The 15,376-nt window shown below is 38.4% G+C and carries 20 protein-coding genes; 1 reads left to right on the plus strand and 19 read right to left on the minus strand.

The features are described from left to right. Position 1: 1 nt before the first annotated feature. The 7 genes from EGX95_RS12735 to EGX95_RS12765 form a co-directional block, all read right to left on the minus strand. Positions 2 to 283 carry an AbrB/MazE/SpoVT family DNA-binding domain-containing protein gene (locus EGX95_RS12735; protein ID WP_123805584.1) on the minus strand — a complete coding sequence of 94 codons (282 nt, stop codon included), beginning with the start codon at positions 281 to 283 and terminating at the stop codon, positions 2 to 4. A 24-nt stretch (positions 284 to 307) separates the two neighbouring features. Then, on the minus strand, positions 308 to 502 hold the full coding sequence (locus EGX95_RS12740; protein WP_192957646.1) for a hypothetical protein: 195 nt from the start codon (positions 500 to 502) through the stop codon (positions 308 to 310). A 117-nt stretch (positions 503 to 619) separates the two neighbouring features. Further along, a complete protein-coding gene (locus tag EGX95_RS12745; RefSeq protein ID WP_192957647.1) occupies positions 620 to 772 on the minus strand; it encodes a BC1881 family protein in 153 nt (50 codons plus the stop codon). Next, on the minus strand, positions 769 to 1,701 hold the full coding sequence (locus EGX95_RS12750; protein WP_123805587.1) for a hypothetical protein: 933 nt from the start codon (positions 1,699 to 1,701) through the stop codon (positions 769 to 771). Before EGX95_RS12750 ends, EGX95_RS12745 begins: the two co-directional genes overlap by 4 nt. 16 nt (positions 1,702 to 1,717) lie before the next feature. Further along, positions 1,718 to 2,035 carry a transglycosylase gene (locus EGX95_RS12755; RefSeq protein ID WP_123805589.1) on the minus strand — a complete coding sequence of 106 codons (318 nt, stop codon included), beginning with the start codon at positions 2,033 to 2,035 and terminating at the stop codon, positions 1,718 to 1,720. A gap of 120 nt (positions 2,036 to 2,155) precedes the next feature. Then, a complete protein-coding gene (locus EGX95_RS12760; RefSeq protein WP_123805590.1) occupies positions 2,156 to 2,809 on the minus strand; it encodes a hypothetical protein in 654 nt (217 codons plus the stop codon). Positions 2,810 to 2,854: 45 nt separating this feature from the next. Beyond that, the gene (locus EGX95_RS12765) at positions 2,855 to 3,151 is read right to left on the minus strand and encodes a hypothetical protein (protein ID WP_042512759.1); all 297 of its coding nucleotides are present in this window, start codon (positions 3,149 to 3,151) and stop codon (positions 2,855 to 2,857) included. Between the two features lie 93 nt (positions 3,152 to 3,244). On the opposite strand from EGX95_RS12765, the gene EGX95_RS12770 reads away from it, so the two are divergent. Beyond that, positions 3,245 to 3,877 carry a hypothetical protein gene (locus tag EGX95_RS12770; RefSeq protein WP_123805592.1) on the plus strand — a complete coding sequence of 211 codons (633 nt, stop codon included), beginning with the start codon at positions 3,245 to 3,247 and terminating at the stop codon, positions 3,875 to 3,877. A gap of 133 nt (positions 3,878 to 4,010) precedes the next feature. Here the strand turns inward: EGX95_RS12770 and EGX95_RS12775 are convergent, their stop codons facing one another. From EGX95_RS12775 to EGX95_RS12830, 12 genes are all read right to left on the minus strand, one after another. Next, positions 4,011 to 4,793, minus strand: a complete 783-nt coding sequence (locus tag EGX95_RS12775; protein WP_192957648.1) for a helix-turn-helix domain-containing protein — start codon at positions 4,791 to 4,793, stop codon at positions 4,011 to 4,013. 16 nt (positions 4,794 to 4,809) lie between these two features. Next, a complete protein-coding gene (locus EGX95_RS12780) occupies positions 4,810 to 5,349 on the minus strand; it encodes a dUTP diphosphatase (protein ID WP_123805594.1) in 540 nt (179 codons plus the stop codon). Further along, positions 5,346 to 5,648 (minus strand): hypothetical protein, encoded by a 303-nt coding sequence (locus EGX95_RS12785; RefSeq protein WP_123805595.1) that lies wholly within the window; start codon positions 5,646 to 5,648, stop codon positions 5,346 to 5,348. The genes EGX95_RS12780 and EGX95_RS12785 overlap by 4 nt, the downstream gene beginning before the upstream one ends. 16 nt (positions 5,649 to 5,664) lie before the next feature. After that, positions 5,665 to 6,030: a hypothetical protein gene (locus EGX95_RS12790; RefSeq protein WP_123805597.1), complete on the minus strand. Its 366-nt coding sequence runs from the start codon at positions 6,028 to 6,030 to the stop codon at positions 5,665 to 5,667. 25 nt (positions 6,031 to 6,055) lie between these two features. Then, positions 6,056 to 6,316, minus strand: coding sequence for a hypothetical protein (locus EGX95_RS12795; protein WP_123805599.1), 261 nt, complete (start codon positions 6,314 to 6,316; stop codon positions 6,056 to 6,058). Then, positions 6,276 to 6,551 (minus strand): hypothetical protein, encoded by a 276-nt coding sequence (locus EGX95_RS12800; RefSeq protein ID WP_123805600.1) that lies wholly within the window; start codon positions 6,549 to 6,551, stop codon positions 6,276 to 6,278. Before EGX95_RS12800 ends, EGX95_RS12795 begins: the two co-directional genes overlap by 41 nt. Before the next feature lie 3 nt (positions 6,552 to 6,554). Next, entirely contained in the window at positions 6,555 to 8,981 is a 2,427-nt protein-coding gene (locus EGX95_RS12805) for a bifunctional 3'-5' exonuclease/DNA polymerase (protein ID WP_123805602.1), read from the minus strand. Between the two features lie 23 nt (positions 8,982 to 9,004). Next, a complete protein-coding gene (locus EGX95_RS12810; RefSeq protein ID WP_123805604.1) occupies positions 9,005 to 12,091 on the minus strand; it encodes a DNA primase small subunit domain-containing protein in 3,087 nt (1,028 codons plus the stop codon). Positions 12,092 to 12,110: 19 nt separating this feature from the next. Then, on the minus strand, positions 12,111 to 12,845 hold the full coding sequence (locus tag EGX95_RS12815; RefSeq protein WP_123805606.1) for a hypothetical protein: 735 nt from the start codon (positions 12,843 to 12,845) through the stop codon (positions 12,111 to 12,113). Next, positions 12,845 to 12,988 (minus strand): hypothetical protein, encoded by a 144-nt coding sequence (locus EGX95_RS30760; RefSeq protein ID WP_226812339.1) that lies wholly within the window; start codon positions 12,986 to 12,988, stop codon positions 12,845 to 12,847. The genes EGX95_RS12815 and EGX95_RS30760 overlap by 1 nt, the downstream gene beginning before the upstream one ends. 188 nt (positions 12,989 to 13,176) lie before the next feature. Continuing rightward, positions 13,177 to 14,769, minus strand: coding sequence for a DEAD/DEAH box helicase (locus tag EGX95_RS12825; protein WP_123805819.1), 1,593 nt, complete (start codon positions 14,767 to 14,769; stop codon positions 13,177 to 13,179). 83 nt (positions 14,770 to 14,852) lie between these two features. Beyond that, positions 14,853 to 15,371 (minus strand): M48 family metalloprotease, encoded by a 519-nt coding sequence (locus tag EGX95_RS12830; RefSeq protein ID WP_123805610.1) that lies wholly within the window; start codon positions 15,369 to 15,371, stop codon positions 14,853 to 14,855. Positions 15,372 to 15,376 lie beyond the last annotated feature (5 nt).

The following is a 15,376-nucleotide window of genomic DNA, read 5'->3' on the forward strand; positions in this document are numbered from 1 at the left end:
TTTATCGCCCCTTCAAATGTGATTCGATTTCCGCTAAAACTTGGTCGATTCCCTCGGGACTCAGTACGAGTTTCCCGCCAGCTAATTCGATATTTTGGTCAGAAACTTCACCTGTAATTTGGCAAGAACCATTTGGATTATATTTTTGTAGAATAATAGATTCACCATCTACGAAAATCTCCATTGGATCCTTTTCCTGAATATCTAATGTACGACGTAATTCCATTGGAACTACGATTCGTCCTAGTGGGTCGATGTTACGAATGATACCTGTTGATTTCATTTCTCTTCAGCTCCTTTTCTTTTGTCAATATTCAAACTTAATAGCCGCAACATAATTCATATTTACAATTCCTTTAATACGTCTTTCGTCATCAGTAATGTCTATCGTGTTTCCTTCTGCAAACAACGCTCCCGATATTTTGTTGTAACCCTCCAAAATAAAATCCGCTTCTTCTATGCAGTGCTCCGATCCATCAATTGTTTTCAATATAGCTCTCATATTTCCGCCCCCTTACTTCTTAATTGTTTCAATAACGCTTGCTAAACCGAAAAATATTACACAGATAAACCACGTTGTCCAAATCGGATATTCGTATATAAGTTCCATCCAATCCCCCTAATCTTTATTAATCAGAATCACTGCTGGACCCTCAACCGTAATACCAGCTACTTCAATTTTTTCATGAGGACTCACCTGTACTGACGTAACACCATCACGTGTTTCCAGCTCTTCACTTAAGTTTTTTGTAGGTACATTCTTCATATTCATTCTCCTTCCAAAATGACGCTGTATTCATCATTAGCTACGTAAAAATTACCGAATGAATCACGTTCAGGAAGTCCTTTTTTCGTAGCTGGTACTATCTTTAGTTTCGCATTGCAATTGTGGCATTTCGTAAATTTATTCCCCTCATACTCATATTGATTTCCGCGATTCCCACACATGCAGCACTCATAGCGTGTACGATATCTCGGTGTACTCTCATCGTCATACTTAATACCTGTTTTCCAATGGATTGGATTCACCTCTTCTTTTTCTTTCACTGGATCTGATGTACCAGATCTATCTTTTTGCTTAGTAATCTTAACGACGTCTTCCATAGGGAACGAGCCACGATTGACGTCTACGATTGGTAGTTTACGACTTCGATTTTTCACGGTGTCTTTAATAACATCACGAATTTGCTCAGGCTTAACTGCTTGAAAATCAATAGTTTTATGAACCTCTGCTTGTGCCATTGCAGACCCTAGCGTTGATACGTCCACTTTGGGTGCATGTTTATTAATCGTCTCTACAAGTTCAGCTGCTGTATTAATAAATGATAGATTATCCTCTTTCTCTACTTTCTTTTCAGAAGATGTAAGCACTAGATATTCATACCCTACAAAGCTGGAGATACCACCACGGATGTTATTTTCAATAAAATCGAAAAAGACTGTAGTTAACGCATTGACATTAGCTTCTTTATTTAAACGATCCAATCCGTATTCATACAGCATTGCGTGAATCGCTTCATGAAGTACGTTTTTCATTTTTCCTTCATGCTTTGTTACGTTATCCGAAATCTTGATATGTTGTTCGTGATACATTACTTCAGCAATCCTTACTTCGCCATTTTCCCTTTCATCAATCCAGCCGTTTACCACTTCTACATCATACGGAACACTACCAATCATCAATTGTTTCGGTATACTCATATAACGTTGTCCCCCTTTAGTTTGGTAAATTATTTTCAATTTCCGTTCGCAATTTATCTCGTAACCACTTAAACTCTAAATCTTTTTTATCGATCTTCGCCTGAATCACTTTTGCTTGTTCCTTCGTATAACATTTACGGAAACCGTTGTATAATTTCGAAATTTCTTTCTGCAGCTGTCTCATTTCGCGGTTCGAATAATAACTTACAAACTCCGTTTTACAGCTCGGACAAATGAAGTAATGCTTGTCCACACGGTTCGGTAATCGTGCTGTGAGCATTTGGACACGAAACACGTGCTCACACACTTCACATTTTGCTTTTACTGGTTTCATTATTCTCCCTCTTCTTTCGAATAAAATATCAAATTATGGATACACTATTTGTACATCAAGATTTTCATCCATGACTGTATTTCTCTCTAATTGAGCAGTTAGTTTTTGCTAGCTGCTCTTTTATTTTTTATCTAACCTATTCAAGTATCCCGTGGCTGACCAAGAGTAATACGAGGTAGCTTCAGGAAATAACTCACAGAATTTCTCCCTTATATCCTCTGGATACATCATCTCTGCTTGGTAATACTCAATACCGTGTTTTTCCTTTATTTCTTCTTTCGTACCTACCATTTTCCCGTTAAGATAGAACTTTCCATTCTTCATAACTAGACAATCTTTATCATAGAAGAACACTGTAGATTTAATAATGTCTGCTTTTACAGTGTTATCCTCTTCGTAATCGTTGTAATACTCATCGATAGCCGTACCACATACACACTTCTGATTAGCGCACCAATATTCAAAAATGAACATCTTATCGTTATACTCAAACATCGACGTGTTTTCTTTTGGTTCCATTCCATAACGCATTTGTAACTCACCTAATGTGATTGCAGATTTGTGTAGAGCATAATCAAATGTCCCCATTCCCTCTGAATACTCCAGCTTCCATTCACTATCAACATCTGCTTTGGAATAGTATTTTATGGATCCGCTTTTTCGGATATCATTCTCCGGATCTGACCACGGAGCACCTGAGTCTCTTCCATACACATACTCACCTAATTCGACTTTCCATAGTGGGAAATGTTTATTGGCTTCTGTTTTGTTCACTTAAGGTTCCTCCTTGCTTCTTAATCAAATAAAATTTATAAAAATCTAACCCATCCAGCTAAAATGAATGTAGTGTTCATAGTAGGATCCAAAAAGGCCCTTCTTTTCTTCTTCCTTAAATTCAACTTTCACACCGTCCATCAATTCTTGTAACTTTTCTATAAAAATTTCCGTAAGCATCATATGCTTATCTGGATTATCATAACGAATTTGATACTTATAGCCTGAATACCCCTTTGCAGCACTTTCAGTTATCGCACCTTCCATTTCGTCTGCAAATTCCAATACTTTTTCATCAATGGCTTTTTCTTGGATTTTTTTCAAACTCCCCAGTAAGGACATTTTTATCTCACCTTTCACCCAAATAAGGTTTTTTAATAGGTTAATTGTCTCTTCAATATACATATCGTATAATGATAATAAAAGGAGGTACTTATGATTGAATTTTTAAAATCTAACATAATTCCAATCGCAGCATTTTTTATTTCTTTAGCAACTTTTTTTATTACATTTGCAAATTTCTGGAGAAACCGCGCCAAGATTGAATGCATTCAACCAAAGGGCATTTCAGCCCACATCATAAAACCTGACAGAACCGACTTCGAAACACCTGATGTATATTGGCAGAGTGATTTTAGAGTCATTATGGATGTTATTATTACTAACAAAAGTGCTTTACCAATCTCTATAATTGAATTTAAATTAAATAATAGATTTAAATTCAATTCTTACAGTAAACCTGGAACCGAATATCCTGTTACTACAAAATCTGCAAAACAAATACATAATAATATAGAATTTTATGATGGTGATGAGAGAAAGCTTGAATTTCAAATAAGCGATAAATGGCTACAACCTATTATTGATATTCCTCCATACACTTCCTTAAGGGGGCATTTATTCTTTCATGCCAGTGATATCAGTGATTTGAATTTCGGTGAAAATACATTAGAAATAACTACTTCTAGAAAAAACTTTTCTTTTCAAGTAAAGCTATATAACAAATTTAATTCCGTCATTCCACTACCTGATAAAGTCCATGAGGCTCGAGAAACAATTCCCTTTTAAAATCATCACGTATTAGTTATTTTAAAAACAATTCTTTCCACGTCTTGAATGTATATTTGAAGTGAAGCTAGTTCGTTTATTTTGTTCTAGCTTCCTCCTCATTACTAAATCCCTTTACTACACAAAAATCACGTCAAATCACAACATCTTTAGATACTATCGGAACGCCCCCTTTAAACCGATACCCCATTCTTTCCATCTTTCCACGAACACCTAATGCACTTTTCCCTAATCTCTCTGCAATGACATCTATGCTGTACCCTCGATCATATAAATCCACAATTTGTTTTACTTCTTGCAGTGTATATTTTGTATGGTTACCTATACGTACAGGTCTAGCTTTAATCTTTAGTTCCATTAATCTTCGTTTCACAGAACCCTCGGTACGTTGTAAACGTGCTGCGATTTCCGGATAAGTATAGCGGTATGCATTTACTAAGCTTTTAAGCAACAAATCATCGTCTTCACTCCACGGCTTCCCACGTTTCTTTTTGGCCACTAGATCCGCATTACGTTTTTCTTTCATCCAATCAGGCTCAGGACCGAAAATACCTGGTTCGATTCTAGAAAAATCCACCACGTGTTTATGTGTTTTTAACCACTTCCATAAATCACGATAGTATACAACTTTTACTTTTTGCTCCGTTGAAAACAACTTAAGTTTTATAGGAAAACCGAAGCGCTTGCCCCAGCTTTTTATACAGTTATAATCAACACCTATGGCCTCAGAAAGTTGCAAAATAGTAATGCCCTCAAAATGTAAACGAGCGTCCCCTAACCCAATACGTTGCGCTTTTAATTTAACAGCATCAACTGAACGTCCGAATTTTTTGGCCATATGCTTGATACTATAAATCCCCCAATACTGCTCCAAATACGCTACTTCTTCCTTCCTCCATAATGTGTACCTTCCCACTATTTCGCCTCCCCTTTTAGTAACCGGATGCCTGACGATCATGATTGATTTTATTTTTTTCTATATATGCGTTGTATATCTCAATAGCAGAGAATCCAAGTGCAGCTCCTAAGTATGCTAAATCATTCATCAGGGTTATGTAGTGCGCTGCAGTCCACAATTTGTTTTCATATAAATCGTTAAATACATCGATAATTTCTGTTTTTGTATTACCATTGCTATTACGTACTACAAAAGCATCAATATATTTATTCCATTCACGTTCTAATCCAATCGATAAAGCAAAGTCAAGAGCATCAACAAATTCGTCTAACAACGGATTGTAATACTCCTTGTCCTCTTCCATCATCTGTCCTTCATTACGCACTGCTTTTGTAATTGGTTTGTTGTTAGCGCTCCAATACTTATGGCCACGCCACACATGAAGTAACTCACTTAATTCATCACGAAATGATAACTTCTTTTCCTGAAACAACGATACGTTTTGCAAACCATGTTTTTCCGCAATCTTGTTATCAAGCTCTTTTTGAAGCTGGAATAAATGTACGATGTTCATTGTTTTGCACACTCCCCTTTTTTATATAAGGCTATAAAACTTCTTACCATTCTTTCTACACCGGCACCAGTTAAGGAATTAACAAAGGGTGCAGTTTCTGCGAATTTTAAAGAGTCCTTTTCTGGTATCCCTGCATACATCAACTTTTCTTTTACAGCTTCAATGATTTCTAATCTTTTTTCGTCCTTATTACTGAACTGAGCCTCTACTGCTTTTACAGCCTCATCTTTATAGCAATTATGCTCTTCCATGTAGTAATACACCTCCCTCCAGAACTCGTTACCTTTCACTACAGACATCTCAACCGCTCCCTTCTTATCTAGCAATCACAAAGCTAACAATGATCGCTACCACCATATAAGAAACAACTACTGCTAAAAATTTTTTGCGTAAATTTTTAATCTGTTCCCGTAATTCTTTATTTTCGTACACTACACGTTTTGCGTAATTGTCTTTCACTTTCACCTGAGACTTGTATAAATCAACTTCTAACTGCAAATCACGATTTTCTTGCATTACATCCTTTAACTGTTGCTCCAAATTGTTCAAGTACACTACCGCCTTTCGTGGCTCACCTTTTGCTACTTTTCTTTTTTGCTTAACCATTTCACGTTTTAATCTTTCCATCTTCCGATCACTTTTCCGATTCTCGTACCCCTTTCCTTGCTGTCTACCACCCACAACTGCACTTCCTTTCTACAGCTTTTTATTTTCTTAAATGCTCTAAAAATAGTTCATTGAAATTCTCGTTTTCTAGTTCTTCTAATCGCTTCTGTACACGCTCTAAACGTACTGGACCTAGTCCTAACACTTCTTTTACTGCACGTAATGCTAATGTTCGGCCATCTTTATACGATAAAAGTGATACTTGCTGCACTTCACCTCGATGAAAGCTTTGACGTTCCCTTGTCTTCTTTCGTTCACGTTCATTCGCTCGGCGTTGTTGACGATTTAATTTCTCGTTCATCGTCTTTCCCCCATTTCTTAAAACAACTCTTGAATAACAATTCTGCGTATGGATCCTGTGGTACCGGGTCTAAAACACCCGTCTTTTTATCTTTTCTTAATGAGCTTACTACCCAAACCATGTTGTACGGTTCTCCAGCAATACTTCCTACAATTCTAGCTGGCTTTACACGTGGTAATGCTGTTGCATGACGCTTTGCAAACATCGATTTACGTGGTCCCTCTCCTCTTCCCACATGCTATTCCTCCCTTTGTTTAAGCCAGGATTCAACACCCATTTTCTCGCCCCATCGATAACCTACACTTCCTTCTGCTTCAATCGGAACTGGAAATCCTGGTACTGGAGGTTGCTCCATAACTTGTTTAATTTGTTTTTCTGCTGCTACCATAATTTCTGGATCATCATCTATTTCAAAAATGATTTCATCGTGGATTTGTGCAATCATATCGACACTACCATGAGCAAGTACACCTTCTTGTTTGCCGATAGATTCATAAATTTCACTTTGTACTTTTTTCATAATGTCAGCCGCACTACCTTGTACTGGTGTATTCGCTGCTTGTCTTTCAGCTGAGCCACGATCTCTTCTATTCGCGCTATTAATGCCTGGTAGTAATCTCATATATCCATAGATTGTTTGAACATAGCCTTGCTCCCGTGCTTCTAAAACAATTTTGCGCTGATACTCAGGTATGCGTTTGTATGCTGTTTTAACTGCATTTACAATCTGTGCACACTCATCTAATGTTTTACGGATCATGTATTTTGTTTTAAATGTGAACTGTAAAGCGTGTTCTGTACCACCATAAGAGATGCCGAAGTTTCCTGCTTTTGCATCTGTACGTTCTTTCTTTACAATTTCATCCTCAGGTTTTCCAGTCATTACAGACGCTGTTCTACGGTGCATATCACCGCCTGTGTTAAACAATTCAATCATGACTTCATCTCCCGATTTCCATGCCATTAAGCGAAGCTCGAAACCTGAGAAGTCAATGAAGAATAATATCTTTCCTGGCCTTGGTACAAAGAAGTTTCTAATTTTAAATTCGTCATTATCAGGTCTCGGTACGTTTTGTCCATTCGGATTAAAACTATTCAAACGTCCTGTTTCCGTAAATGGACTATATCCCGCATGTATCCGTCCGCTCATGAAATTCAAGTACTTTTCACGTCCTACGATGTGTGAAGAAAGTAATGTTGTGTATTTTTGAATTTTCTTCAGTTGATCAATTACTTCCAGTGCTTGTTCTTTATAAGGATGCTGTTCACGCTTCGCGATACGAATTGCCCCGCGCTCCAATTTATCTAATGTAGGATCTTTCTCCGGATCAATACTTTCCCAATTTTCAGGTAATGGAATACTGAGATACTTTTCCTCATCGATGTCATTCAGTTTGTTCTCAAGCATAAATGCCATATCGATAAGCGCCTCTTGGTCAAGGCTCGCACCTGTTTTTCCGTATTTAGCCACCGGTATTTTTAAGTAATCAAACATTAAACTTTTTACTTCGTTCGTCTTTCCTGATTTACCCGTTTTTATATCAACGTTGAACGTTTCTTTTGCAATTTGTTTGATACGTTCAGCAGCTTGCTCTTGCATAATTTCAGCTTCTTGTTTCTTTTGCGTGGCAAGGTTTGGATCCCAATGCATTCCCCAGTACTCCATAAGACCGATAACACGTGTGAACGGCATTTCAATATTATGGAGCCATTCCTCATATCGCGGAATTTGAGACGCAATTTGAGACCAATATTCGTAATGCTGTACTGCATAATCAGCGTCCTCAGCCGAGTAAAGTAATCCTTCTCCCTTACTTGCATCAATTTCATCAAAGAAATCAATCTTGTATTTCTTTAAAAGTGCTGAGAAGTCGTTCATCGTTACGCCAAAAATGTGTTTTGTAGCAGGTTTTAACCCCCATCCACTTGTCGGTTTTTTCGGGTTATTAATCTTTTGAGGTGCTGCAATTTGTAAACACCGTACCCACATAATCAATGGATCTGCTACTTTCCCTAAGATATACTTACCGTACTTCGCTGCATATTTCGTTTCAAAAGATAAGTTGACCGCAATCTTTAATACTTTTTCATTTTTGAATAAGTACTCATCGAGTAAATCTAGTACAAGTTTTCTAGCTTCGTCCCTATCCATACTCGGTTCAAATACTTGGCCAACTTTATGTGAGATCGGAACAACTCTTGACTCGTGCGCGGCTGCTGATAAAGATACAGTACATATTTCACCTTTCCACGGATCCAGTGGTGTTTTTAAATATGCTTTTTCTAAGCTCTCTCGTTGGCTTTCTGCTTCTTTCTCATCAATAACACCTGCAGCAGCTGCTTCTTCTATACCTTCAAACGCCTTTTTATAATGCGCTCTAATTTCTTCACTTGCTGCAGTCTCCCAATCAAATCCTGCCTTACCCGTCTGTATACAACGCTCAAGGTATTTCTTTAACTCCGAGACTGTAAGAATCGCTTTATAATCTTTCACTTGTTGTGGTTCTACTTTTGGCCAAACAATATCAAATTGCCCTGGCTTCTTCTTTTTTTCCATTTCTACCGCTAATTTTGATTCTTTTACCGGTACCTGTTTTTTACTACTTGCTAATGTTTTTGGTTTCCCAAACAAACTTCCGAGTTTCATAGTTTCACTTCCAGTCATATTTGTAGTGCTTGTCCATATAATTAGTAGTACTCATCTTGTATATGATCAAAGAGACCTTTCTTCATGCAATATGCAATGTATGCATTAAAGCGTGGCGTTTTTCGATAGCCACCACTTGTTAAAAGGATCATCCTCATTTTCGCTAATTGATTTACAATTGCTTTCGCTTCTTCTTTATCGATGGATAACATGGCCTCAACATCACCAAGGCGTAAGTACTTCTGTTGAGCGAATAGTTTAATAAATTCGTAGAACTTCATTTCACCTGTTAATGTATCGATTTTTTTTAGATCTGTCGTAAACTTCTGATATCTTTCTTCTGTCATTTCTTCCTCTTTTATAGCCAAACGAGCATAGTAATTTAAGCCACAACCCGGAGCATTGTATAACGCTTTTAAGTACTCCCCCATAAACTCAACATGTCCTGGCCAAACTTGAATTCTTTCCCCCGATTCATCAACTGAATGTGTAAGAGCTGCAAGCGCAACTGCTAATCGTGCTACTTTATTCCGTTGATCTGAAGGAGAAACAAGAGGTATATCATTTGCGTTTCCATATACTTTTGCAAGGTCTGTCGCAACCTCCAGTACTTTATCGATTGTGCCGTCTGTAAACAGCACATCTTCTGGCTTACGTGACCAAGCAAATAAGATGTTATTTTTCAAAGTATCTTTTTGAATAATTGATGGATACGTTGCAAGTGTTTGGTTATATAATTCAGGATCCACATCACTCGCTCGCATAAAGACTGCAAAGTCAAATCGCCTAATATCCTCGTTATTAAAAATATCTTTTAAGCTTTCTGCACCTTGAGAGTAATCAGCCAGTCGTTTTCCTTTCGGTACGTTCCCTGACATAATGGCACGTACACGACAAGGTGTTTCAGCTGTTACAGCTCGTTTTACTTCTAGTTTTCCATCAGAACGCGCAAGTGTCATTTCACCGTAATCGTCTTTTGTAATACCTGTATCCTCATCGATCCAAATCATTTCTTTATCAGCCAACGGCCATGCACCCCAAACGATGTACCATGCACCTTGAGCACCTGACTGTTCCATCTTGTACGTTAGACCTGTACGTGATGTACTTTCCGCATTTACTCGAGTACCAAGTCCTACATATTTCATTACTTTTTCGATGAGTGCTGACTTACCAGTACCTGTATCACCTACTATTTTTAATTCTGCCCATCCACGTATAGGATTTAAGTCCCACGGTATTCGGAAACGCAATACGCTATGGAAAGTAAGAAGTACTGCAAGTAACGTTTCATCACGTTCTACAATGTGGGTTACGTTGTACGTTAAATCGTTACAAATAGCCCCTAACTTCTGCTCAATCGATTCAGCTGTATAATCCGCCGGCTGAAATGTTGCTAAATCCTCTTTCACTTGTTCATTTAACTCAAAACTTTCAACCACATCCTGAAGCGGTGTCGCACTCTTTATAAGTAGTGTTGACTCCTGATTCTTTGGATGCGGGTATACATAACCGGTTAATTCGTAGTACTTGTTCTCGCTTACGTTTAATCCATTTACGGCGTACACTTTTCGTAGTACATAATTCCCTTTATGTTGCTCTTGTTTTTCGTCATCTTCTTCAGCCATAGGGATTACAAGTAATTCTTCCACATTCATGTTCTCTAAAATATCCGTATTATATTTCGGGCAATTTGGAATGCCTGAGATTTCTCGTAAAATGCCTTTGATATTATCGTCACCTACACCTGTCATTTGGATGACTTCCCGATCACTAACACCTAAGTCTTTATAGCCAGTATGCGTATGAATATCGTATAGAGGGCAATGTACCTTTTTACAACTTTCTCTACCCCAGCAATGGTACTCAATGTTTTTCGGAATGATATAAGGTGTATGCTTTTTACCTGCAACCATGACACGAGTTTTCACTAGCTTTCCGGTAAGGTCTGCGTTACCAGTCTCTGCTAAATGTAGGAGCTTTGCATTTTCTTCTTCCTCTGCGTTTTTCTTAATGCAGTGACACATATCACCAGCACATGCTACGCGTTCATATTCTTTGCTCCCCGGCTTCTTTTCACCATGTAGTGAGCGAATAAATGCACAACCAAATTTGTATGTATTATCTCCGCTGTATACCGCATCAACTACACTTCGAGTATTCGCTACACGCTGTTGCTTACCATACTCATTACTTTCAGAAGTGAATTTTAGTACCCACTCTTCCAGGTCTTTCATTGTTTCTTCCTTGGTGTAGCCTGCATCTTTGAAGTAACAAGCAAGCTGTACTGTCGCTTGGTTTCGGTCACCGTCTTTTTTCCAACCGCCGTTTAAAATATCAACTACACATGCCGGTGGTTTATCTTTTTTAAATTGAAATTCTTCTTTTGCATACTTACGAGCACTTGTTGCTGCAGCTTGTTCGTATTCTTCTGTTTTATTTATTAGTAAATATCCCGTACGAGGTCTATATTTCATAGCCTTTTTACGTTCTTCTGCCGTAAAAGGAAGGTCGTCTGGATGCCTTGGTGACTTAGCTAAATCTTTTATATCTTCCAGTGTTAATTTATTTAATTCATCTACACTAATTTCTGTTTTAAATAGGTTTGTTTTTTGATGCATACTGTTTGGTAAACGAATCATTCGTTTCTCTGTATACACCACCAGGTCTAGTGACGTGAGTCCTAGTCGATGGACTAAGTACCCGGCCATATGCTTGAAGATTTTATGAAGGTCGTTTCTCGGTTCAATACCGAGTGCATCGGAGCTTATTAAGATGTGGAATCCTTTTGATCCAGAAAAGTAAATCCACATATCCGATTCACGAATATCCATTTCTTTCGTAAAAAATTCCACTAGTTTTACTGCATCCTTTTGGCTGACTGATGGATCTTCCGCATGGTCAAGGTCAAAATATAGGGGAGCAATAAATGCCTCCCCCTTTACTTTTGTGTCGTTCGCAAATCGTTGAACTGTAGCAAAGCAATTGAAATTGAATGCCTCTCCCGTTTGGAATTGCTTCACTTCAGAAGAAGGGATTCGTTTCCACGGAATGCTTCTACCGTTCTGATTGCTGTACCATGCGTCTACATATTGATATTCACTTGTTTTATCTTTCTTTTTTGCCATTTGTAGACGCCCTCCTTAATTATTCTGAAGCTTGTTCTGTTTCTTCTACATTAATTCCGTAATCTTCTGGTTTAAATACACCTACAGGCTTGAAGTCAATACCGATCCATTGCTGACTCGCATTTGTACGACTCTTACGTTCTGTAGTTACCAAACGTGTAACAATTTTATTGACACCTAGTTTAGATGGAACACCTAATGCTTTATATTTACCTGTATACACACTCATCGCAAAACGACCGAAAATGATAGTATCTGTTGGACTGAAGCTCATAAGGTAGATACGTGGGAAGTCGTCTGGACTTAATGTCGATACTGGAACAACTGATGCCATATAGCGAAGCTGAATATCGTCTAACTCATAACGTTCTTCCGCTTGTGGATTCTCAGCTAACCACTGATTGAATACAACTTCCGCATCTTCCTTTGTTTTTTCCGCTACGATTAATTGACCGTCTTCAGGAGAGTCTTGTTTTCCCCATACAGACCAACGTTGCTCACCATATCCGATTACTACATCGATACTGTCACCGTACGTTACATTTTCATCATCTTTTTCTACGAAATTCCCTTTCTTGTTAACCGTTAACCATTCGCCCATTCGGACGAAATCCATATCAAGTCCGTTATTCGCTTCTACGAACCCCTGCTTTGTTTCTTCTAAAATAGCTGTAATATAATTACTTCCAGTATTTGTTTTCGCCACCGCATTATTTTGTACCACTACTTCATTTTGGTTTGTTTCTTGAGTCATTATTTCTTCCTCCCGCGCCCTTGTAGGCCGTATTTTTTCCATGCTTTTCGTTTTGCTTGGCTTTTCTTTTTTCGATAAGTCACTTTTCTGTTATACGAGATTTCGTAATCTTTCGGGTCATATTCTGGAATTTCAACAAGCATTGATTTTCCTCGTTGAAGGGGAAAACTTTTACCCGATCCTCTTGCAAATATCCTTATCATTTTTCTTACTATTTTTTTGCCTGTGTCTTTCAAACCCACTTACTTCACCTCTTTCGCTGAAGCAATTAGTTCTGTGATTTCATAAAGTGCACCTACATACTCGTACTTTCCCATCATTATCACCCCTTTCACCAAGGCATATCATTTAAGAAATTAGCTACTGTATCACGCTCTGTTTTCGGCTTTCTTGGTACTGTTAAACCGATTCTGCTGTATACTTTTCTGCGGCTATGGTATTGGTCCTTAAACACCCCAACATTGTAGTCAACGTAATCGAACCAGTACGCTTCTTTATCCGGATTGTTCCGATCAGGTCGCATAATACGTCCAATTTCTTGCTCTACCGATGAACCGCTATTACTTTCACGAGAATCACCACGTTTCGGCATTACCATATGGCCAACTGCTAAATGCTGCATGTCCAATCCTTCACGCGCTAACTGTGTGGCAAATAAAATATCTACTTCTTTTCGGTCACACGCTTCTAAAATGTCTTTACGTTTTTGCTTTGTTACTTGCCATTCACGAATTTCCTTTTCTGAATACTGTGCAACCTTTACCTGCCAACCGTACTTACCTTGCTTTTTCTCGACTGCATAACCGTTATCGATAAGCTGCTGTGCATGTTTTTCATTTTTTGCTTTTCTCCAGGTGTAACGACTGATTCCGCCGTGCACTACAGCTGTATGAATCGGTTTCCCGTAATACGTATCACCGTATCTTTCTTTCAATAACTTTTGTACGAGTTGTTGTAAGACAAAACAGTACCGGACAGATTCCGTAATGACTATTGCAGGTCCTAATGGATAATGCTCCACGATACTTTCAGCAACTAATTTCGCACGCTTCTTATCCGAAATGAGGTGACGAATTAGATCTGTGTAGTCAAGATCTTCTCCTCCTGCATCTACACTATCAATCTCGTTTCGGTTACTTGCCGTTTCGTAATTAAACTCGGTGTATACAAATTTCACATTTGGCTTTATTAGTCTCCCAGCTTCATACATTCCGTCCCTACTAATCTCATACACCTTTGGTCCTACACCGTTGTACATATAGATTTCTAATCCATCTTTTCGAGAAGGTGTTGCCGTGAGACCAATCATATTTTCAGCAGTTAATTTCCCAGCCGTTTCAATGAACTGTACCGCGGGAAAATGATGGGCCTCATCTACTACTACTGTCCCGATAAAATCGTTCAGCGCATCAATTAAATGTGGATTTCGCTGCAAAGTTTGCACTGTAGCAACGATTAATTTACCGTCTCCCCAATCATGTACCCCGTCACCGAAAAAGCCGATACGACCGATATCAGGCATTGTAGCCTTTGCTCGCTTTGCGGATTGATACATTAAATCTTTTGTGTGCGTGAGCCATAGGGCCGCTTTACCTTTTTCGTAGATATAACGCATCCCCATTACTGTTTTACCAGAACCAGCTGGTGCAACTCCTATTCCGTTTTCTTGCATAAGTGCTTGTACCATCGGTGTCTGGTCTTCTTTTAAAACGAATCCGTCATTCCATGCTCCGAAACTAACATCTCGGCCATATGAAATCTGTGAGGTAATAACTTTACCTGGATCGTATCCTAAGTTTTTCAATACATCTTCTAGATTCTTGAGAAAACCTCTGGGTGTGACAATATCTCCTTTGTCATATACAAACAATTCAAGTTTTGCTTGTATCCCCCACGTAGGTCTACGTTGTTTTTTCGCTTTCACATATGCTGGATTATCAAAAGTTAGTGCCTTAGTAATCGCCGCCTTAAGAGGTGTACTAGCGCCTCTTATTCGGATGTTGTGTTTTACAAAGATTTGTAGCAAGTAAGCACCCCCGATAGATCATAAGAAGGTTCGTGGTATGTAAGCCTTGGAAGTAGTACACAAGGAACCATCTGATTTTGAAATTCTTCAAGCTTTATATGGTTCACATTTCGTTTTTTCATATGAATAAGAGCTGTAATAAGTCTAAATGCATAAGCCTCGTCAAGACCCTTGCTATCATTTAGAAAACTGATAAACACAAGACCTAAATTTCTATCAATAATTTGATCAAAGTCTCGTAAACCGAGAATCTGATTCGGCCTCATATAATCTAGTGAAAATCTACGACTCTCAGTACGTTTCATTTCAGCTAGTATATTTACTTCAGGTGTTAATACAATCTCATCACCTGGACGAGTTGCACCTGCACCATCTGCTATTCTCATGCGCCATACATTCGGGATCTCTCTCCAGCTTCTTCTGATTTCAGCTTGAAAATCATCACCCCGTTGTTGACGTTCACGTTGTTTATTCCTCATTGCTGTTTGCTTTGGATCCATAGCAA

It is taken from the genome of Bacillus sp. FDAARGOS_527 (assembly GCF_003812125.1).
Classification (GTDB): domain Bacteria; phylum Bacillota; class Bacilli; order Bacillales; family Bacillaceae_G; genus Bacillus_A; species Bacillus_A paranthracis.

Excerpts from the sequence above, each read along its gene's own strand:
- EGX95_RS12740 (WP_192957646.1), bottom strand. The coding sequence starts at position 502 with ATGAGAGCTATATTGAAAACAATTGATGGATCGGAGCACTGCATAGAA.
- EGX95_RS12765 (WP_042512759.1), bottom strand. The coding sequence starts at position 3,151 with ATGTCCTTACTGGGGAGTTTGAAAAAAATCCAAGAAAAAGCCATTGAT.
- EGX95_RS12735 (WP_123805584.1), bottom strand. The coding sequence starts at position 283 with ATGAAATCAACAGGTATCATTCGTAACATCGACCCACTAGGACGAATC.
- EGX95_RS12830 (WP_123805610.1), bottom strand. The coding sequence starts at position 15,371 with ATGGATCCAAAGCAAACAGCAATGAGGAATAAACAACGTGAACGTCAA.
- EGX95_RS12750 (WP_123805587.1), bottom strand. The coding sequence starts at position 1,701 with ATGAGTATACCGAAACAATTGATGATTGGTAGTGTTCCGTATGATGTA.
- EGX95_RS12755 (WP_123805589.1), bottom strand. The coding sequence starts at position 2,035 with ATGAAACCAGTAAAAGCAAAATGTGAAGTGTGTGAGCACGTGTTTCGT.
- EGX95_RS12815 (WP_123805606.1), bottom strand. The coding sequence starts at position 12,845 with ATGACTCAAGAAACAAACCAAAATGAAGTAGTGGTACAAAATAATGCG.
- EGX95_RS12805 (WP_123805602.1), bottom strand. The coding sequence starts at position 8,981 with ATGACTGGAAGTGAAACTATGAAACTCGGAAGTTTGTTTGGGAAACCA.
- EGX95_RS12795 (WP_123805599.1), bottom strand. The coding sequence starts at position 6,316 with ATGAACGAGAAATTAAATCGTCAACAACGCCGAGCGAATGAACGTGAA.
- EGX95_RS12780 (WP_123805594.1), bottom strand. The coding sequence starts at position 5,349 with ATGAACATCGTACATTTATTCCAGCTTCAAAAAGAGCTTGATAACAAG.
- EGX95_RS12785 (WP_123805595.1), bottom strand. The coding sequence starts at position 5,648 with ATGTCTGTAGTGAAAGGTAACGAGTTCTGGAGGGAGGTGTATTACTAC.
- EGX95_RS12810 (WP_123805604.1), bottom strand. The coding sequence starts at position 12,091 with ATGGCAAAAAAGAAAGATAAAACAAGTGAATATCAATATGTAGACGCA.
- EGX95_RS12745 (WP_192957647.1), bottom strand. The coding sequence starts at position 772 with ATGAATATGAAGAATGTACCTACAAAAAACTTAAGTGAAGAGCTGGAA.
- EGX95_RS30760 (WP_226812339.1), bottom strand. The coding sequence starts at position 12,988 with ATGCTTGTTGAAATTCCAGAATATGACCCGAAAGATTACGAAATCTCG.
- EGX95_RS12770 (WP_123805592.1), top strand. The coding sequence starts at position 3,245 with ATGATTGAATTTTTAAAATCTAACATAATTCCAATCGCAGCATTTTTT.